Here is a 17,516-nt window from a genome sequence, read left to right as displayed (position 1 = left end):
CGGCTTCAAACGCCCACATAGCGGGTAATGAGCTCGGGCTGGGCGGCCAGCTCGGGCGAGCTGCCGCGCCATACCGTCACGCCCTTGTCCAGGATGACGTTTCTGTCGGACAGCCTCATCAGCGCCTTGGTGTTCTTGTCGACCACGATCATGGAAAGCCCCTGCTCTTTCAACTGCTTGAGCACCTTCCATATCTCGGCCCGCACGACCGGCGCAAGCCCTTCAGTGGCCTCGTCCAGCACCAGCAGGCGCGGGTTGGTCATCAGGGCGCGGCCTATGGCCAGCATCTGCTGCTCTCCGCCCGAAAGCTGGTTGCCCATATTCGAACGCCGCTCCTGCAGGCGCGGAAACAGTCCATAGATCTTGCCCAGCGTCCACTGGCCCCCGCTTGCCGGCCTGGACGCCGTGGCGACCAGGTTCTCTTCCACGCTGAGGGTGGGAAATATCTGCCGGCCTTCGGGCACCAGCGACACTCCCATGCGCCCGATACGGTACGGCGGCAGGCCCGCCAGGTCGGCGCCCTTGAATCGGATGCTGCCGCCGCAGGGCCTCAACAGGCCGAACAGACACTTGATGACCGTGGTGCGGCCCATGCCGTTGCGGCCGATCAAGCCCACGACCTCGCCCTCGTCGACGTCGAGCTGCACATCGAACAGGGCTTGCGAAGGCCCGTACTTGGCTGCCAGGTTCTGGATGGAAAGCATTGGAGCTCCTGCTGAGGTTCAGGCGTCTTCGTCGTCGCCCAGATAGGCCTTGCGCACGTCGGGATGGTTGCGGATCTCGTCAGCCGTGCCGGTGGCGATGACCTTGCCATACACCAGCACGCTGATGCGGTCGGCCAGGGAGAACACGGCGTTCATGTCATGCTCGATCAGGACGATGGTGTACTGGCCCTTGAGCGAGCGCAGCAGCTCTATGGCCGCGGCGCCCTCGGCGGCGCTCATTCCGGCCATGGGCTCGTCCAGCAGCAGCAGGCGCGGCCCCGCCGCCAGAGCCATGGCGATCTCCAGCTGGCGGCGCTGCCCATAGGCCAGGTTGGCCGCCACTTCGTCGGCCACGTGCTGCAGCTGGCATTCGGCCATGATGCGTCGCGCCGTCTGCATGGTCTCGCTGTCGCGGGTCAATGGCTTCCACACCGCCATGCGCACGCCCTGCTTGCGACGCGCCGCCAGGCAGATGTTCTCGCATACCGTAAACGAGTCGAACACGGAAGTGATCTGGTAGGAGCGCAGCAGGCCGAGCTCCACCCGCTGTTGCACGGGCCGTCCGGTGACGTCGACGTCGCCGATCAGGATGCGTCCGCCGTCGGAAGCCAGTTCGCCGGTCAGCAGATTGATGAGCGTGGTCTTGCCGGCCCCGTTGGGGCCGATGATGGCGTGCAGTTCACCCGGCCGCACTTGCAGCGACACTTCGTCCGTGGCCTTCAGGCCGCCGAAATAGCGCACCAGGCCGTCTACCGTGAGCGATGGAGCCGTCATCGGACCTCTCCTGTGGCGGGTTGCGCCTCGATGGCCGCCGCGGCAGAGCGCGGCCGGTTGAAGAACGTCTTGAGCCAGGCGAACTGATTGCGGCCGGCCAGGGCAATGACGACGATGATGGGACCCATCACGAGCATCCAGTGCGTGGTCAGGCCCTTGAGCACTTCTTCGAGCAGAAGGAAGATGATGGCGCCGAAGATGGGACCGGTCACCAGCCCGATGCCGCCGATGACGATCATCACGATGAGCTCGCCGGACAGATGCCACGCGATGTAGCTGGGCACGGCGAAGGCGGTGAGATTGGCCAGCAGGAAGCCCGCCAGCCCCGTGATGACGCCGGACAGCACGTAGGCCGACAACTGCACCCGGAATACCGAATAGCCGAAAGCGTCCACACGCCGCGGGTTGATATGGGTGGCCCTGAGCACCATGCCGAACGGCGAGCTGCGCAGGCGGCTCAGGAACAATGTCAACGCCAGCAGCAGCACCCAGGTCGCCCAATACACTTCGGTGCTGCCGCTGAGCGCGAACAGGCCGAAGTCGCTGGACTCGTAGATGTTCAGGCCGTCGTCGCCGCCGAAGGGCGTGAGGCTGACCATCAGAAAATAGAACATCTGCGAGAACGCCAGGGTGATCATGATGAAGCCGATGCCAGACGTGCGCAGGCATACCGAACCGACCAGCACCGCGACCACGATGCATACCGCGATGCACACGGCCAGCTGGACCCAGCCGTTGCTGATGCCGTAATCGCTGAGTATGCCCACGGCATAGCAGCCCAGGCCGATGAACATGGCATGGCCGAAGCTGACCAGTCCCGCGAAGCCCAGCACGATGTTCAGTGCGCAGGCCGCCAGCGCATAGATCAGCACCCGGGCGAAGAAGGTGACGTAGAACGGCTCGTTCATTGCCTGCGCTACGAACGGTATGGCGGCCAGCAGGATGAAGAGGACCGGCAGGCTCCAGCGCGTCCATTTATTGAAAGTCATGTCGTACTCCGCTCAGTCAGCGTTTGGCCGAAACCATGAGGCCGTGCGGCCTGAAGGCAAGCACGAAAGCCATCAACAGGTAGATCAGCATGGAGGCCAGCGCCGAACCCACGGTATTGGCGGCGGTGGGCGCCAGCGCCAGCGCAAGCAGCTGCGGCAGATAGGCGCGGCCCAGCGTGTCGATGACGGCGATGAGGATGGCCGCGAACAGCGCGCCCCGTATCGAACCGATGCCCCCTACCACGATCACCACCAGGGCCAGGATGAGCACCGGGTCGCCCATGCCCGACTGGACTGAAAGAATGGGGCCGGCCAGCGTCCCGGCCAGTCCGGCCAGCGCGGCGCCCAGCATGAACAGCGACTTCTTCAGCAGATCGACGTTGGCGCCCAGCACGCTGACCATGGAGGCGTGCGTGGTGCCCGCCCGGACCAGCATGCCGAAGCGGGTCTTCTGGATGAGAAACCAGGCGCCGAAGGCCACCACCACGCCTACCGCGATGATCAGCAGCCGGTAGACCGGATACTGAGCGCCGAGTATTTCGACCGAGCCCCGGATGACTTCGGGAATGGTCACGAAATACGGCCGATTCCCCCAGATGACGATGGCCAGCTCGTTGAAGAACATCATCAGGCCGAAAGTGGCCAGCACCTGGTAGAGGTGGTCGTGGCGGTACAGCGGCCGGGCCACCAGGTGCTCGACCACCAGGCCCACGATGGCGGCGGACGCCACCGCCGCGACCAGCGAGAACAGGAAGGAGCCGCTGGCGTTGTACGTGGCGGCGCCCACGAAAGCGCCGACCATGTACAGCGAGCCATGGGCCAGATTGATGAAGTTCATGATGCCGAAGATCAGGGTCAGACCCGACGACAGCAGGAACAGCAGTACGCCCAACTGCAGGCCGTTGAGCAGCTGCGACAGGAACAGCGAACTATTCATGAAGGATTTTCCGTAGGGGGCTCAGCGGTGGACGAATCCGCCGTTGCGGCGACCCGCCGGCGCGCCGCGACGGGCGCGCCGGACAAGCGCTACTTCATGTTGCACTCGGACACGTAGGCGTCCTGGTGGTCGGTGAAGACCGTGGCGATCTGCTTGACCACGATCTCGTCGCCTTGGGCTTCCGCCTTGAAGGCATACAGGTTCTGGATGGGCATGTTGTTGGTGTTGAAGGCGAACTTGCCCCGCACCGTGGGAAACTCCGAACCGGCCGCCTTCACCGCCTTCACGAAGGCTTCGCGGTCGGACACGTCGCCGTTCAGCTTGCGCACCGCGGTATCCAGCAGATAGGCGGCATCATAGGCATTGGCGGCGTACTCCGAGGGCGTGTGGCCGTACTTTTCTTCGAAAGCCTTGACGAACTTCTTGCTTTGCGGGTTGTCCAGCACCGGAGCCCAGGTGGCCCCGTAGATGTTGCCGTCGGCCTGGGTCTTGAGCGACACCAGGGTGTTGGAGTCGATCATGCCTTCGGAGTAGACGGGCGTCTTGCCCATGATGCCCGCCTGGCGCAGCTGGCGCACGAAGTTGACGCCGGTGCCGCCGGTGTAGAACACGAACAGCGCCTCGGGGCTGGCGGCTTGCAGCGCCGAAATTTCGGCCGAGAAGTCGAGCTGGCCCAGCGGCGTGTAGACTTCCTTGACGATGTCGCCCTTGAAGTAACGCTTGAAACCGTTGAGCTTGTCCTTGCCCGCCTGATAGCTGGAGGTCATGAGATAGGCGTTCTTGTGGCCCACGTCCTGCACGTATTGGCCCATGGCTTCGGACATGGTGTCGTTCTGCCATGCCACGCCGAACAGATTGGGCGTGCACAGCTTGCCGGCCACCGGCCCCGGGCCGGCATTGGTCGCGATGGCCACCACACCGGAATCCTTGATGCGCCGCAGCTCGGCCATGAGCACGTTCGAAAAGCCCAGGCCGACAATGGCGTCGACCTTGTCGCGCTCGAGGAATTTCTGCACGATCTGGGCGCCGACATCGGGCTTGAGCTGGTCATCCTCGATCACGACGTTGACCTTCTGGTCGCCGAACTTGCCGCCCAGCTGCTCCATGGCCAGCATGAAGCCGTCGCGCTGGTCCTGGCCCAGCACCCCTTGCGGCCCCGACAGTACGCCGGAAAACCCGATGGTGATGTCGGCGTGGGCCGCGGGAACGGCCATGAACAGGCCGGCCACGAGGGCGGCTACAGTGGTTTTTCTCATTGCTTGTCTCCGGTTGTTGTATTGGTCAGGGCTTGTTGACGACCCTGTTTTCGGCATCATGCCGCTCGGGGCCTGCCTGCCGTCGGCAGGCCCTTAGAGCCCTTCAGGCGGTTTCTTTCTGCAGCAGGTCCAGCGCCACGTCGACGATCATGTCCTCTTGTCCGCCCACCATGCGGCGACGGCCCAGTTCGACCAGAATGTCCACGGTCTTGAGGCCGTATTTTTCGGCCGCCGCCTCGGCATGCCGCAGAAAACTCGAATACACGCCCGCGTAGCCCAGCGCCAGGGTTTCGCGGTCGACCCGCACCGGACGGTCCTGCAGGGGACGCACGATGTCGTCGGCTGCGTCCATGAGCTTGTACAGATCGCAGCCGTGATTCCAGCCCATGCGCTCGGCCGCGGCGATGAAGACCTCGAGCGGCGCATTGCCGGCGCCCGCGCCCATGCCCGCCAGGCTGGCGTCGATGCGGTCGCAGCCCTCTTCGACGGCGATGATGGAGTTGGCCACGCCCAGCGACAGGTTGTGGTGGGCATGCATGCCTGTTTCGGTTTCCGGCTTGAGCACGTCCTTGAAGGCGCGGAAGCGGTCGCGGATGTCGTTCATATTGAGCGCGCCGCCCGAATCCACCACGTAGACGCAAGTGGCGCCGTAGCTTTCCATCAGCTTGGCCTGTTGGGCCAGCTTGGCGGGCTCGTTCATGTGGCTCATCATCAGAAAGCCCACGGTGTCCATGCCCAGCTCGCGCGCATACTCGATGTGCTGCTTGGAAATGTCGGCCTCGGTGCAATGCGTGGCCACGCGCACGATGCGGGCGCCGGCGTCGTAGGCGGCGCGCAGGTCGTGCACCGTGCCCACGCCGGGCAGCAGCAGGGTGGCGACCTTGGCGTGGCTGACGGTGTCGGCCACGGCCTCGATCCATTCCAGGTCGGTGTGGGCCCCGAAGCCATAGTTGAAGCTGGACCCCGACAGGCCGTCGCCGTGCGCAACCTCGATCGAATCGACACGGGCCTCGTCCAGCGCCTTGGCGATCTGGCGCACGTTCTGGACGCTGTACTGGTGGCGGATGGCGTGGCTGCCGTCGCGCAGCGTCACGTCGGAAATATAAAGTTTCTTGTCGCTCATGGTGTCGCTCCTTGCCGCTTTAGACGGCCATGCCGCTCATGCGGGTCTCGGCCAGGCGCTCCGCGCAAGCCAGGGCCGCCGAAGTCATGATGTCCAGGTTGCCCGCGTAGGCCGGAAGATAGTGCGCCGCGCCCTCGACTTCGAGAAAGATCGAGGTTTTCAGGCCGGTCAGCTTGCCCAGCCCCGGCACGTTCAGCGGACGGCTTTCGTCGTACAGGTCGAACTGGACTTCCTGCTTGAGGCGGTAGCCCGGCACATAGCGCTGCACGTCCTGCACCATGGCCTGCACGCTTTCACGGATGGCGTCCTGGTCGGCCGGCTCGGACAGCGTGAAGATGGTGTCGCGCATGATCAGCGGCGGCTCGGCCGGATTGAGGATGATGATGGCCTTGCCGCGCGAGGCGCCGCCAAGCACCTGGATGGCCTTGGAAGTGGTTTCGGTGAACTCGTCGATGTTGGCACGCGTGCCCGGTCCGGCCGAACGGCTCGATATCGAGGCCACGATCTCGGCGTAGTGCACCTTGGCCACCTTGGACACGGCTTTCACCATGGGAATCGTGGCCTGTCCGCCGCAGGTCACCATATTGATGTTGGGCGCGTCCAGCTTCTCGTCCAGGTTGATGGACGGAATCACGTAGGGCCCGATGGCCGCCGGCGTCAGGTCGATGACCTGCACCCCGTGCTGCTGCAATATCTCGTTGTGGCGCTTATGCGCGCCCGCCGAGGTGGCGTCGAACACGATGCGGATGTCCGAGAACCCGGGCATGGCGACCAGGCCGTCGATACCGTCGGAAGTCACGGGCACGTTCATGCGCTGGGCCCGCGCCAGGCCGTCCGATTTGGGGTCGATGCCCACCATGGCGGCCATTTCCAGGTGCTTGGCATTGCGCAGCACCTTGATCATGAGGTCGGTGCCGATATTGCCCGAGCCGATGATGCCCACTTTGATCTTGCCAGCTTGTGTCATGTCAGTTTCCTTAGTCTAGGTGCGGGAACGCTACACGAAACGCAATGAGAGCGAGCCCAGGTGCTGATAGCGCACCGTGATGTTATCGCCCTTGCCGACCGCCACCGCTTCGGTGACCCCACCGGTAAGGATCAGCGTGCCGGCGGGAATCTCCTCGCCGCGCGCGCCCAGCATATTGGCCAGCATGGCCACGCTTTGCGCCGGATGCCCCAGTACGGCCGACCCGGCTGCCGTGGCGACGACTTCGCCGTTCTTTTCCATGACCACGCCCAGGTTCTTGAGATCGATGCCCAATGCGCTGCGCGCGTTGCCGCCCACCACGTAGCGCGCGGCCGAGGTGTTGTCGGCCACGACGCTCTTGAGGTCGAACTTGAAATCCTTGTAGCGCGAATCGATGATCTCGAGCCCCGGCAGCACGAAGTCCGTGGCCGCCAGCACCGCGCCGATGTGGCAGCCCGGCCCCTTGAGCGGCTTGTTCGTGACGAACGCGATCTCGGCCTCGATCTTGGGATGGATGAGGGTGGAGGTATCGCATTCGCCCCCATCGGCAAGCGTGCCGTAGTCGGTGAGAAAGCCGCGCACCGGGTCCACCACGCCCATCTGCTTCATTTTCGCGTGCGAGGTCAGGCCCATCTTGAGCCCGGTGATGCGCACGCCGCGCGAGGTCTTGATGGCCCGCAGCGCATCCTGCACCGCGTAGGCATCGTCCCAGTCCATGTCGGGATGGTCGTCGGTGATCTTGATGACTTCCTTGCACTGCACCTCGGCCTCGTCCAGATGGACGGCGAGCTTCTGTATGGTTGCCTTGTCTAGCGCCATGATTGTTGTCCTTAAATGAATCGCACGCCCGCCGAGCCGATGCCGCCCAGGCTGATGCGCAGATTGTCGCCGGCCTGGACCGGCACCATGGCCGCAAGCGAGCCCGATAGAATCACCTCGCCCGCGCGCAGCGACATGCCCAGCTCACCCAGCGTATTGGCCAGCCAGGCGACCGCATTGAGCGGATGGCCCAGGGCCGCCGCGCCGGCTCCGGTGGCGACGACGTCGCCATTCTTCTCGAGCGTCATGCCCACCAGCGCCAGGTCGATCTTGCGCGGGTCCGCCGCCGCGTCGCCCAGCACGAAGACGCCCGAGGAAGCGTTGTCGGCCACCGTATCCTGGATGCGTATCTTCCAGTCGCGGATGCGCGAGTCGACGATCTCGAAGCAAGGCAGCACATACTCGGTGGCGCGCAGCACATCGGCGTTGGTGACGCCGGGGCCGGACAGGTCGTGCTTGAGCACGAAGGCGATCTCGCCCTCGGCCTTGGGCGCGATGAGCGAGTCGGCGGGAATGGCCGCGCCGTCGCCGAACACCATGGACGAAGTGAGGTGGCCGAAGTCGGGCTGGTCGACCTTGAGCATGTCCATCACCGCCCGGCTGGTCACGCCGATCTTCTTGCCGATGACCTGTTCGGCGCCGCCCTGCAGGCGCCGCTCGATCATGCGCAGCTGGATGCGGTAGGCGTCCTGTATGGTGATGTCGGGCTCGGTGGTGGTAAGGGGATCGATCGCCTTGCGCTCGACCAGGGCCTGATAGAGCGCGTCGCCGTATTGCTGTATTTTCTGTTCGTTCATGGCTTCCCGGGCTTTTTTAGAGTTTGATGCACACGTTGCGAAGTTCAGTATAGAACTCCATGGAATGCGCGCCCCCTTCGCGTCCGATGCCCGACTGCTTGGCGCCGCCGAATGAGGTGCGCAGATCGCGCAGGAACCACGAATTGATCCAGCACAGGCCCACGTTCAGCGCCGCGCCCAGGCGATGGGCCGTGCCCAGGTCCTGCGTCCACACCGTTGCGGCCAGGCCGTAGGCCGTATCGTTGGCCATGGCGATGACTTCTTCCTCGGTGTCGAACGGGGTGATATGGCAGCAAGGGCCGAAGATCTCTTCGCGTATCACGGGCGAGCTCTCGGGCAGGCCGGTCCAGATGGTGGGCTGCACCCAGGCGCCCTGGTCCATGGGCGCCTGCATGTCGGGCACGCCGCCGCCGGTGACGATGGTGGCGCCCTCGGCGCGCGCCTTCTCGTAATAGCTCAGCACTTTCTTGCGATGCACCAGCGACACCAGCGGGCCGAAGTTCATGCCGTCTTCGTAGGGGTTGCCCAGCTTGAAGGATTCGGCCTTTTCTTTCAGGGCCTTGACGAAACGCTCGAAGATGGGCCGCTGCACATAGACTCTTTCGGTGCCCAGGCACACCTGTCCGGAGTTCTCGAAGGCCGAGCGGGCGATGCCCGCCACGGCCTTGTCGAAATCGGCGTCGGCGAACACGATGCCCGGGTTCTTGCCGCCCAGTTCAAACGATACGGGGCGCACGCCCTTGGCGGCGGCCTTCATGATGACTTCGCCCGTGCCGGTCTCGCCCGTGAAGGTGATGCCGTCCACGTCGGGGTGTTCGGTCAGGAACTGGCCGGCCGAGTCGGGGCCGAAGCCGTGCACGACGTTGTAGACCCCGGCGGGCATGCCGACTTCGTTCATGACCTCGCCCAGCAGCGTGGCGGTGGCGGGCGTTTCTTCGGACGGCTTGACGACCACGGTGTTGCCGCAGGCCAGGGCGGGGCCGACCTTCCAGGTCATCAGCAGCAACGGCAGGTTCCAGGGGCAGATCACGCCGATCACGCCGCGCGGCACGCGCACGCCGTAGTTCAGCGCCCTTCCGCCGTCGGGCGTGTCCATGGGAAAGGTTTCGGTCGGAATGTTGCGGATCAGGTCGGCGAAGACCTTGAAGTTGGCCGCGCCGCGCGGGATGTCGACGTGGCTGGCCAGAACGTGCGGCTTGCCGGTGTCCTTGATCTCGGCGTCGAGGAAATCGTCGAAACGGCGCTCGATTCCGTCCACCAGCGCATGAAGCAGATCGACGCGCTGCTGCGTCTTGAGCTTGGCCCAGGGGCCGTTCAGCGCGGCGCGGGCGGCGCGCACGGCTTCGTCCACCTGGCCGGCGCTGGCTTCGTGCACCATGCCGATGAGGCTGTTGTCGATGGGGTTGCGGTTCTCGAAGGTCTTCTGCGACGCGGCCCATTGGCCGTTGATGAAGTTCTTGAAGTCTTTCATTGATCGTTCTCGTTCATAAAAGCGCCGGTCGACTGGATATCGCCGGCAATCAGGTATTCCCACATGCGTTCAAAAATGCGTCCCGCGCTGGTGGCGCGCTGCTGGGCGGCCTGGTGGGACAGGATGCCGTCGTTGGCGGCCAGCCCGGCGCTGCGCAGCTGCAATTCGATGCGCGCCATGTCCTCGAGATACCAGGTAAGCGCCACCGCCTTTTCGAGCGATTCGGCGGCGACCACCGCGCCGTTGCCCCGCATCACCACCGCGGACGACGAACCCATGGCCTCGGCCACGCCGCAGGCCTGCTGTTCGCTGCGTATCAGCTGCACATCGTCCCAGAGCGGCACGGACGGCGAGAAATAAGCGCCCATGCCGTGCCGGGGCGCCGGCGTGATTCCCGCCGCGGACAGCGTCATGACATCGCGCGGCATGCTGCGCACCACCCCGCCGACCTCCGGATGGCGCCGGTAGATCTGCTGATGGATGCGCACCTCGCCCAGCACGCCTTCGGGCAGATCGCCCTCGACGCTGACCACCGTGCCTTCGTCATCGTCGCGGATCAGGCCCATGGGTTTGGCCGCGCACACCAGGAAATGCCCTTCGTCCAGCCGCGTGCTGCAATGCCCGTAGGCGTGGACGAGGTGGGCGCGGGCCAGCGCACGCGCAGCCAGGCGGACGAGCTGCTGCTGCGCGCGGCGGGCTGCGGGCATGGAGGCGGACTGCGTCACGTCTTGAACTCCGGAATATCGGGCTTGGCTCCCCACATGCAGAAGGAAGAGGGAATCGCCGGAAACGAACGCGGACGATAGGTCTTCTCGTCTTCTTCGGTAATGAGGCGCACGCCGGTGGAGTACTCGTAGATCATGCCGTCCGGTCCCTCGAAGTACAGGAACACAGCGCCCGACGTGGGATGGCGCCCCGGACCGAATCGGATCGGGATGTTGCGCTCGAGCATGATGTAGTAGGCCCGCATCACGTCATCGATGCTTTCGACCTGGTGATTGATGTGCTGCACGCCCGGATAGGTGGAGGGAAACAGCGCAATTTTGTGGTGCACCTCGTCGATGCGCAGCAAGGGCGCCTCGCCGATGCGGTCGCTGACCTTGGCGCCCAGCAGGCTGGTCCAGAAAGCCTCGTCGCGCCGGCCATCGAGAGTGCGCAGGCCGATATGGCTGAAACCGGTGATGCCCGCGTCGCGCGACGGAAAGTAGCGGCGCCCGCTGTGATGCGGCGCGTAGACGAGATCGATGCTGTTGCCGGACGGGTCCTTGAAATTGATGAATTCGCGCACGTAGCGCTGCTCGGCGTCGGAAGCGCTGCCCTGGGTAACCTTGTACCCCTTGGCCTCGAGCACGGCCGCCGCGTTGCTGAGCTCTTCGGCGGAATCCACTTCGAAGGCCGCGGTGTGGTCCTGCGGATCGCCTTCAAAATAGCACAGGGTGTGGTCGCGGCTGTCGGAGCGCAGATAGACCGCCTTGCCTTCACGGCGCGCCACCTGCAAGCCAAGCAAGTCGGTCGCGTATTGCACCGCGGTGTCCAGGTCGGGAGTGCCCAACCTGACATAACGAATGTCATGCAGATGAATCACTGTTGTCTCCTTGCGCCGCAGGCACGGACGCGTTTGCTAATGCTTAGGATAATTCGACAAAATATCGGCGTCAACCAATTTTATCGAGATTTAAATAAAATATAAATAAACCCGGGGATTCATGTAGAATAGCTTGAACTTGCGGTTGCTCCGCGCTTTTGCCCTTCACATCGCTATGGATCGTCCTGTTGAATCCGCGACGCCTTTGGCGGCCGACCTGGAGCCGTCGTCCGGCGGCGCCTCCAAGACTCTGGTCGGCACGGCCTATCGCAGCCTGCGCCGCGACATCATCGAAGGCAGGCTCGCCCCGGGCGCCAGACTGCGGGTTGAGCATCTCAAGGACTCGTACGGGGTGGGCGCCGGCACGCTGCGCGAAGCGCTGGCCCTGCTGGTGTCCGACGCCCTGGTCGTGGCCCAGGACCAGCGCGGCTTCCACGTCAAGCCCATGTCCATGGCCGACTTTCGCGACATCACCCAGACGCGCATCCTGCTCGAATGCGAGGCGCTGCGCCAATCGATGCGGCACGGCGACGACGTCTGGGAAAGCCGGCTGGTTGCCGCCTTCCACCGTCTCGATCGCGCCGAAAAACGGCTCGACGGCTCGCCGGCCGACCACTTCGACGAATGGGAGGAACGCAACCGCGAATTCCATCAGGCGCTCATCAGCGCCTGTACCTCGCCCTGGATCCGGCACTTTCTGGGCATTCTGTATCAACAGGCCGAGCGCTATCGCCGCCTGGCCATCATGCGCAAACCCATTCCCCGCGACGTGCACAGCGAGCACCAGGCCATTCTGGATGCCGCGCTGGCCCAAGACGCCGATACCGCCTGCCGCGTGCTTTCCGAACACATAGGCATGACCTACGAGGCCATGAAGCACCTGCCTCCCGAACTCTTTACCGGCTGATGCACGACGGCAAGCCAGGCCGGAGCCGCTCGACTACGATAAACGGTTAAATACAGCGGCCGGACCCGAAGACCGGCCGCCCGGACCTCTATTGCTGCTGATGGGCGGCGTCCGCCACCTGGAACACCGCCGCGTCGTCGAAGTGGCGGCCTATGATCATCAATCCCACCGGCTTGCCTTCGGACGTGCCGCAGCATACCGAGATGGCGGGATGGCCGGTCAGGTCGAAGGGGCAGGTGTTGTTGAGCGGGCCCCAGCTGGCTTCCAGCACCTCTTTGGGCGACGCGTATTCGGACACCAGTTCGGTCGCCGTCATGGGGGTGGTGGGCATGACCAGCACATCGTATTTTTCAAGCCAGGCGTCGTACTCGGCGCGCAGGCGCCGCACGAGGTTGCGCGCCTTGGCATACAGGCGCCCGCCATGCCGGTAAAGCACCTCGCCGGTCAGCAGCGAGCCTTTGATGGTGGGGGCGAGCTCATCGGCGTTCTGCGTCCAGCCCGCCATGGCGCGCATGAACGAAAGCGAATAAGCGGAATTGGCGCCGTAAGTAATGCCATGCCCATGGACCATGTTGTAGTACGAGCCCTCGATGCCGATGGGCAGCCATAGCGCCGAGCCTATGTTGTGCCACGGAATGGATATCAGGTCGACGGTTGCGCCCTGCTCCTGCAGGCGCTTGGCCGCCTCGCGCACCGATTCGTCGACGCCGGCCTCCGATTCGGGCCGCCCGAAGCCTTCCTGGACCACCCCGATCCGCATTCCTTTCACGCCCTTGCCCAGCGCCTTGGTATAGGGCTGGGTGCGCACGCCCTTCTGGCGGCCGTCGATGCCGTCGTCGCCCGCGATGACCTCGAGCAACAGGGCGCATTCGTGCACCGTATCGGCCATGGGCCCCACATGGTCGAAAGAATATTCGATGCCCAGCACGCCGGTATAAGGCACCAGTCCGTACGTGGGCTTGTGGCCGACGATGCCGCAGAACGAGGCCGGCATGCGTATGGACCCGGCCTGATCGGCGCCGATGGCCATGTCGACTTCGCGAGCCGCCACGAGGGCGGCGCTGCCGTTGCTGGACCCGCCGGTGGTATGGCCCGGAGCGCGGGGGTTGTCCACCGGGCCGGTGGAGGCCGTGGCGCTGTTGGTTGCAAAGCACAGGTATTCGCACACCGACTTGCCGGCGATTTCGGCGCCGGCATCCAGCATGCGGGTGACGATGGTGGCGTCCGTGTCGGGCACATAGCCCTCGAGCACCGACGCGCCGTTGGTAAGGGGCACGCCGGCTACGAGCACGTTGTCCTTGACCGCAATGCGCTTGCCGCGCAGCTTGCCCCGCGGCGCGCCCTTGATGCTGGTTTTGTAGTACCAGGCATTGTGCGGGTTGTCGGCGCCTTCGGGCTGATAGCCGGGCGTGCGGGGGTATTTCACCTCGGGAGGCAGGTCCGGCAGTTTCTCGATCATTCGAAAAGCCGGCGTCAGGGCGCTTAGATACTCGTGATAGCTGTCGATCTCGGTCTGGGTCAGCTCCATACCGAGGTCTTCGCCTATGAACTTCAAACCGGTCTGATCGGGAAATGAATACGCCATGCCTGCCTCCTTGGTTATTGAAAGCGCGGCCGCGCCCGCGGCCGGCGAAAACGACTTCCCGATTAAAGCCGTTTACCTTCGCCGATTCAAGACGCCGGCATTCACCCGAGGGTTTTCCTGCATGCCGATCTTCCGCGCTGGGCGGCCGGCCGGGCTAATATGGGGAACCGCTTGCCAGCGCTCCAGGAGAAGACATGGACATGACCCCCGTCTACACGCCGCGCTCCGAGTCCGAAGCCGCCGTCATTGCATCCATGATGCAGGCCTACGGCATCGATTTCGTCATGCAGGGAGGCGCATTCAGCACCATGTATCCCGGGCCGGTTTCAACAAGCCTGAATGCGCAGGTGCTGCTGGTAAGAATGGACCAGGCGGACGTGGCAAGGGAACTGCTTGCCGGTTTCATGGAAGAGTCGGAGCAGGCCGCTTCCAAGGCGGGCCCCGAAGGCGCGCCGGGCATCGCCTAGCGCTGTTATCTATTGACGGCGCGCTCTAGCTGGTGGCAAGCAAGACGGCCAGGGCTCCGGCCACCACGCTGATACAGGAGGGAAGATCGAGGCCTCGATTGAGATAATCGTAAAAGGCCTTGGCGCCCGCGGCCGCCGCCGCGGCGGCCAGCACGACGCTTGCGCCCTCGGGCAGCAGAAATACGCCCAGGACGACACCGGCCAGAAAATGTAGCGATAAACGCATGAGGTGCGCGCGCATGGCGTTCTTGAGCTCGGGATGGACGGAAGCGGGATAGGTCTTTTGGGTAATGAGCATGGCTTGCAACCCGAAAAAAAGAAAAGGCGGCGTGGCGGGCTACCAAAGCATAGCTTGCGCAACAATACGCAACCAATGCGAGCCGAGCCGTACCGGCCGGCTTTTGACAGCCTTGTGACGCGTTCTTTTCCGCGCGTGACATATCGTTTCTTTTCCACAGAATACCATACACCCGCTGTCACATGGAACGCTTGCCGCGCGTCGCCGCGGCGCTGCGGACAAAGCGTCGCAAGATCGCGACAGCATCACGTTTGCGGCGATCTCGGCGGCGTTGGCGCCCGCCCCGGCGCCATGGCGCCGGCACGTAACAACCTCGTCCGCCCCATTTCGCCTTTTTGTCATAAGGGCGCGAAATAACTGCATAAGAGTCCTTGCCTTCTGCAGTCCGTTTTCGGGGCTTTTCCGTTGTAAACACACGCTGTTTGTTACAGGCGCCTCCGGGGCCGATGATAAATTGGCTGCTGCTCCTGCGGCTTTCCGCGGAGCGGCAACACGCAAGGAGAATAAGAGTGACGATTGAAAGTCCAGACCTCGCGCCTCGACAACGACCGTACGACGATCCGCTACCCTGGGTCGTGGCGTATACCAAGCCCCGCCAGGAAAGCGTGGCCCGGGATAACGCAGAGCGACAAGGCTTTCGAACCTATCTGCCCATGTACCGGATCGTGAAGCGCGCCGCCTCGGCGGCGGAAGGGCCCGCCGAGCATCGCGAACCCATGTTTCCCCGCTATCTCTTTGTAAAGCCCGCGCGCGCCGGCCAATCGCTCGCGCCGCTGCGTTCGACGCGCGGCATCCATTCCCTGGTGTCGTTCGGCGACGAGCTGGCCACCATGCCGGATGAGCGCCTGGATGCCATCCGGCGCTATGAAGCCTGGCGCAGCCGGGCTGAACCCCACGTCATAGGAATGATCCAGCCGGGCAGCCGTGTGCGCCTCAAGGATCCGGCCCTGGAAGGCCTGGAGGGCCTGGTCCAGGCCGTTTCGTCCAAACGCGTCATCGTGCTGCTGGCCCTGCTGGGCCGTCAGCATTCCGTGAAGGTCGAGCCCCGGCAGCTGGAGCTCGCCTGACCCCGCGCCGCCATGCGGCGCCCACAACCAGATTCGCCGCCGGGCGGCGGGACCTCCCTCATGTTTGACGCCGGAACGCGACAAACATTGCGGTAGCTATTGTCCGCCGGCCCGCGCGCCCTGTTTTTTCATCACAAAGACCTTTTGATGACGACTTCGACTCCCGAATACGTCCCGGCCTCCGGTTGGCGGTCCCTCCTTGCCATTCTCGGCGCCTCGGCGCTGCTCTCGGCCTGCGCCATGGCACCGGGCATGCGCATGCAGACCGACCAGGATCAGGAAGCCGCCGCGGCCGACGCGGCTCCGGCAGGCGCCCTGACTCCCATCACCGCAGAGTTGATCGCCCAGCAGCGAAAAGCCTCGGCGCAAGGAGTCGGCAAAGACATCAAGAGCCTCTTCGGCACCCGCAAGGCCTATCGCATCGGCCGCAACGACATCGTCAACATCGTGGTGTGGGGCCACCCGGAACTGGGGTTGACGCCGGCCACCTCGAACCGCAGCATGGGTTCCACCACCCAGGCCGACGTCGGCAACGGCTATAACGTGAATCCCGACGGGACCATACAGTTTCCCTTCATCGGCCCGATCAAGATCGCGGGCCTGACCGAGAACGAGGCCAGGGAGCTGCTGACGCGGCGCCTGTCCAAATTCGTGCAGGACCCGCAGGTCACCGTCCGCGTCCAGGCTTATCGCAACGGCCGCATCTATGTGGACGGCGAAGTGCGGGTACCGGGGCTGCAGACGCTGGACGACGTGCCCATGACGCTGCCCGAGGCCATCAATCGCGCGGGCGGATTCAGTCCCGAGGCGGACCGCTCGTCGATCGAGCTGACCCGCGCAGACCGCACCATACGCATAGACTTGCCCAACTTGACTCGCCAAGGCGTGAATCCCAACCGTCTGCTGCTCGCCAACGGCGACCTGCTGCGCGTGCTCAACCAGGACGAGACGCAGGTATTCATCATGGGCGAAGTCTGGACGCCGCGCGCCATGCCGCTGCACGATGGCCGACTGTCTCTGACCGAAGCGCTGGGCGAAGCGGGCGGACCGGACCCCTGGACGTCGAACCCCGGCCAGATCTATGTCGTGCGCAAAGTGCCGCACGAAATGGGCGGCGAGAACGCCCTGCCCGAAATCTATCACCTGGATGCCAGCTCGCCGACCGCCTTCGTGCTGGCCAACGACTTCCAGCTCAAGCCGCGGGACGTCGTGTACGTGGATCCGGCGTCGGTCGTGCGCTGGAACCGCTTCATCAGCAACCTGCTGCCCAGCTACAACTCGCTGTTCATCAACACCCGCAACACCACCCGCTGATATGAATACCATTCTGCTCGTCTGCATAGGAAACATATGCCGCAGCCCGGTCGCCGAGGCCCTGCTCAAACGGCACTTTCCGGAAAAGGCCGTCCATTCGGCGGGCATCGCCGCCATGGTGGGCCGCCCGGCGCACGCCACGGCGCAGGAAATCGCCCAGAACCACGGCCTGGACCTGTCCGGCCACCGCGCCCGGCAGATCACCGAGGCCATGTGCGCCGGCGCCGACCTGATCCTGGTCATGGAAAGCGACCAGCAACGTGAACTGGCATCGCGCTATCCCCTGGCCCGGGGCAAGATCCGCTGCCTGGGCGAGACGCCCGGCGGCAGCCCCTTCGAGGTCGCCGACCCCTATCAGTGCCCCCGCGAAGCCTTCGAACAGGCCCATGCCGCCATTCAGCGCGGCGTGGACAACTGGGCCCAACGCCTGCGCCAAATCGGTTAAGGCCCGCCAAC

General features: G+C 64.4%; 19 protein-coding genes. 5 read left to right on the top strand and 14 right to left on the bottom strand.

Going from position 1 to position 17,516, the window contains the following annotated elements:
* Positions 1-5 precede the first annotated feature (5 nt).
* From CSC67_RS08390 to CSC67_RS08335, 12 genes are all read right to left on the bottom strand, one after another.
* Entirely contained in the window at positions 6-704 is a 699-nt protein-coding gene (locus CSC67_RS08390) for an ABC transporter ATP-binding protein (protein ID WP_118994063.1), read from the bottom strand.
* 18 nt (positions 705-722) lie between these two features.
* On the bottom strand, positions 723-1,478 hold the full coding sequence (locus tag CSC67_RS08385) for an ABC transporter ATP-binding protein (RefSeq protein ID WP_118994062.1): 756 nt from the start codon (positions 1,476-1,478) through the stop codon (positions 723-725).
* On the bottom strand, positions 1,475-2,467 hold the full coding sequence (locus tag CSC67_RS08380) for a branched-chain amino acid ABC transporter permease (RefSeq protein WP_118994061.1): 993 nt from the start codon (positions 2,465-2,467) through the stop codon (positions 1,475-1,477). The genes CSC67_RS08385 and CSC67_RS08380 overlap by 4 nt, the downstream gene beginning before the upstream one ends.
* A 16-nt stretch (positions 2,468-2,483) precedes the next feature.
* Positions 2,484-3,404, bottom strand: a complete 921-nt coding sequence (locus CSC67_RS08375) for a branched-chain amino acid ABC transporter permease (protein WP_118994060.1) — start codon at positions 3,402-3,404, stop codon at positions 2,484-2,486.
* A gap of 89 nt (positions 3,405-3,493) precedes the next feature.
* The gene (locus CSC67_RS08370; RefSeq protein WP_118994059.1) at positions 3,494-4,660 is read right to left on the bottom strand and encodes an ABC transporter substrate-binding protein; all 1,167 of its coding nucleotides are present in this window, start codon (positions 4,658-4,660) and stop codon (positions 3,494-3,496) included.
* Between the two features lie 103 nt (positions 4,661-4,763).
* Entirely contained in the window at positions 4,764-5,783 is a 1,020-nt protein-coding gene (gene dmpG, locus CSC67_RS08365) for a 4-hydroxy-2-oxovalerate aldolase (RefSeq protein WP_118994058.1), read from the bottom strand.
* A 19-nt stretch (positions 5,784-5,802) separates the two neighbouring features.
* Positions 5,803-6,750 carry an acetaldehyde dehydrogenase (acetylating) gene (locus CSC67_RS08360; protein ID WP_118994057.1) on the bottom strand — a complete coding sequence of 316 codons (948 nt, stop codon included), beginning with the start codon at positions 6,748-6,750 and terminating at the stop codon, positions 5,803-5,805.
* A 30-nt stretch (positions 6,751-6,780) separates the two neighbouring features.
* Positions 6,781-7,569, bottom strand: coding sequence for a 2-oxo-3-hexenedioate decarboxylase (dmpH, locus tag CSC67_RS08355; protein WP_118994056.1), 789 nt, complete (start codon positions 7,567-7,569; stop codon positions 6,781-6,783).
* An 11-nt stretch (positions 7,570-7,580) separates the two neighbouring features.
* The gene (gene dmpE, locus CSC67_RS08350) at positions 7,581-8,366 is read right to left on the bottom strand and encodes a 2-oxopent-4-enoate hydratase (RefSeq protein ID WP_118994055.1); all 786 of its coding nucleotides are present in this window, start codon (positions 8,364-8,366) and stop codon (positions 7,581-7,583) included.
* A gap of 16 nt (positions 8,367-8,382) precedes the next feature.
* On the bottom strand, positions 8,383-9,837 hold the full coding sequence (locus tag CSC67_RS08345; protein ID WP_118994054.1) for a 2-hydroxymuconic semialdehyde dehydrogenase: 1,455 nt from the start codon (positions 9,835-9,837) through the stop codon (positions 8,383-8,385).
* On the bottom strand, positions 9,834-10,562 hold the full coding sequence (locus CSC67_RS08340) for a class II aldolase/adducin family protein (protein ID WP_245220174.1): 729 nt from the start codon (positions 10,560-10,562) through the stop codon (positions 9,834-9,836). Before CSC67_RS08340 ends, CSC67_RS08345 begins: the two co-directional genes overlap by 4 nt.
* Positions 10,559-11,422: a VOC family protein gene (locus tag CSC67_RS08335; protein ID WP_118994053.1), complete on the bottom strand. Its 864-nt coding sequence runs from the start codon at positions 11,420-11,422 to the stop codon at positions 10,559-10,561. Before CSC67_RS08335 ends, CSC67_RS08340 begins: the two co-directional genes overlap by 4 nt.
* Before the next feature lie 175 nt (positions 11,423-11,597).
* Here CSC67_RS08335 and CSC67_RS08330 point away from each other — a divergent pair, with 175 nt between their 5' ends.
* Positions 11,598-12,329, top strand: a complete 732-nt coding sequence (locus CSC67_RS08330) for a GntR family transcriptional regulator (protein ID WP_245220173.1) — start codon at positions 11,598-11,600, stop codon at positions 12,327-12,329.
* Between the two features lie 88 nt (positions 12,330-12,417).
* Here CSC67_RS08330 and CSC67_RS08325 read toward each other — a convergent pair whose 3' ends face one another.
* Entirely contained in the window at positions 12,418-13,914 is a 1,497-nt protein-coding gene (locus CSC67_RS08325; protein WP_118994051.1) for an amidase, read from the bottom strand.
* A gap of 194 nt (positions 13,915-14,108) precedes the next feature.
* Here CSC67_RS08325 and CSC67_RS08320 point away from each other — a divergent pair, with 194 nt between their 5' ends.
* Positions 14,109-14,381: a hypothetical protein gene (locus tag CSC67_RS08320; protein WP_118994050.1), complete on the top strand. Its 273-nt coding sequence runs from the start codon at positions 14,109-14,111 to the stop codon at positions 14,379-14,381.
* Between the two features lie 25 nt (positions 14,382-14,406).
* On the opposite strand, the gene CSC67_RS08315 is transcribed toward CSC67_RS08320, so the two are convergent.
* Positions 14,407-14,679: a hypothetical protein gene (locus tag CSC67_RS08315; protein WP_118994049.1), complete on the bottom strand. Its 273-nt coding sequence runs from the start codon at positions 14,677-14,679 to the stop codon at positions 14,407-14,409.
* Between the two features lie 509 nt (positions 14,680-15,188).
* Here CSC67_RS08315 and CSC67_RS08310 point away from each other — a divergent pair.
* The 3 genes from CSC67_RS08310 to CSC67_RS08300 all read left to right on the top strand — a co-directional run bounded on the left by CSC67_RS08310 (position 15,189) and on the right by CSC67_RS08300 (position 17,505).
* On the top strand, positions 15,189-15,746 hold the full coding sequence (locus tag CSC67_RS08310; RefSeq protein WP_167752811.1) for a transcriptional activator RfaH: 558 nt from the start codon (positions 15,189-15,191) through the stop codon (positions 15,744-15,746).
* A 147-nt stretch (positions 15,747-15,893) separates the two neighbouring features.
* Positions 15,894-17,060 carry a polysaccharide biosynthesis/export family protein gene (locus tag CSC67_RS08305; protein WP_118994347.1) on the top strand — a complete coding sequence of 389 codons (1,167 nt, stop codon included), beginning with the start codon at positions 15,894-15,896 and terminating at the stop codon, positions 17,058-17,060.
* A 1-nt stretch (position 17,061) separates the two neighbouring features.
* Positions 17,062-17,505 carry a low molecular weight protein-tyrosine-phosphatase gene (locus tag CSC67_RS08300; RefSeq protein WP_118994047.1) on the top strand — a complete coding sequence of 148 codons (444 nt, stop codon included), beginning with the start codon at positions 17,062-17,064 and terminating at the stop codon, positions 17,503-17,505.
* Positions 17,506-17,516: the final 11 nt, after the last annotated feature.

It is taken from the genome of Pusillimonas caeni (genome assembly GCF_003545815.1).
GTDB lineage: Bacteria > Pseudomonadota > Gammaproteobacteria > Burkholderiales > Burkholderiaceae_B > Pusillimonas > Pusillimonas caeni.
The sequence above is the reverse complement of the archived record's forward strand: the minus strand, read 5'-3'. Positions and strand labels throughout refer to the sequence as shown.

Coding starts and splice junctions, on each gene's coding strand:
- CSC67_RS08390 (WP_118994063.1), bottom strand. CDS start 704: ATGCTTTCCATCCAGAACCTGGCAGCCAAGTACGGGCCTTCGCAAGCC.
- CSC67_RS08385 (WP_118994062.1), bottom strand. CDS start 1,478: ATGACGGCTCCATCGCTCACGGTAGACGGCCTGGTGCGCTATTTCGGC.
- CSC67_RS08380 (WP_118994061.1), bottom strand. CDS start 2,467: ATGACTTTCAATAAATGGACGCGCTGGAGCCTGCCGGTCCTCTTCATC.
- CSC67_RS08375 (WP_118994060.1), bottom strand. CDS start 3,404: ATGAATAGTTCGCTGTTCCTGTCGCAGCTGCTCAACGGCCTGCAGTTG.
- CSC67_RS08370 (WP_118994059.1), bottom strand. CDS start 4,660: ATGAGAAAAACCACTGTAGCCGCCCTCGTGGCCGGCCTGTTCATGGCC.
- dmpG (WP_118994058.1), bottom strand. CDS start 5,783: ATGAGCGACAAGAAACTTTATATTTCCGACGTGACGCTGCGCGACGGC.
- CSC67_RS08360 (WP_118994057.1), bottom strand. CDS start 6,750: ATGACACAAGCTGGCAAGATCAAAGTGGGCATCATCGGCTCGGGCAAT.
- dmpH (WP_118994056.1), bottom strand. CDS start 7,569: ATGGCGCTAGACAAGGCAACCATACAGAAGCTCGCCGTCCATCTGGAC.
- dmpE (WP_118994055.1), bottom strand. CDS start 8,366: ATGAACGAACAGAAAATACAGCAATACGGCGACGCGCTCTATCAGGCC.
- CSC67_RS08345 (WP_118994054.1), bottom strand. CDS start 9,837: ATGAAAGACTTCAAGAACTTCATCAACGGCCAATGGGCCGCGTCGCAG.
- CSC67_RS08330 (WP_245220173.1), top strand. CDS start 11,598: ATGGATCGTCCTGTTGAATCCGCGACGCCTTTGGCGGCCGACCTGGAG.
- CSC67_RS08325 (WP_118994051.1), bottom strand. CDS start 13,914: ATGGCGTATTCATTTCCCGATCAGACCGGTTTGAAGTTCATAGGCGAA.
- CSC67_RS08320 (WP_118994050.1), top strand. CDS start 14,109: ATGGACATGACCCCCGTCTACACGCCGCGCTCCGAGTCCGAAGCCGCC.
- CSC67_RS08315 (WP_118994049.1), bottom strand. CDS start 14,679: ATGCTCATTACCCAAAAGACCTATCCCGCTTCCGTCCATCCCGAGCTC.
- CSC67_RS08305 (WP_118994347.1), top strand. CDS start 15,894: ATGACGACTTCGACTCCCGAATACGTCCCGGCCTCCGGTTGGCGGTCC.
- CSC67_RS08300 (WP_118994047.1), top strand. CDS start 17,062: ATGAATACCATTCTGCTCGTCTGCATAGGAAACATATGCCGCAGCCCG.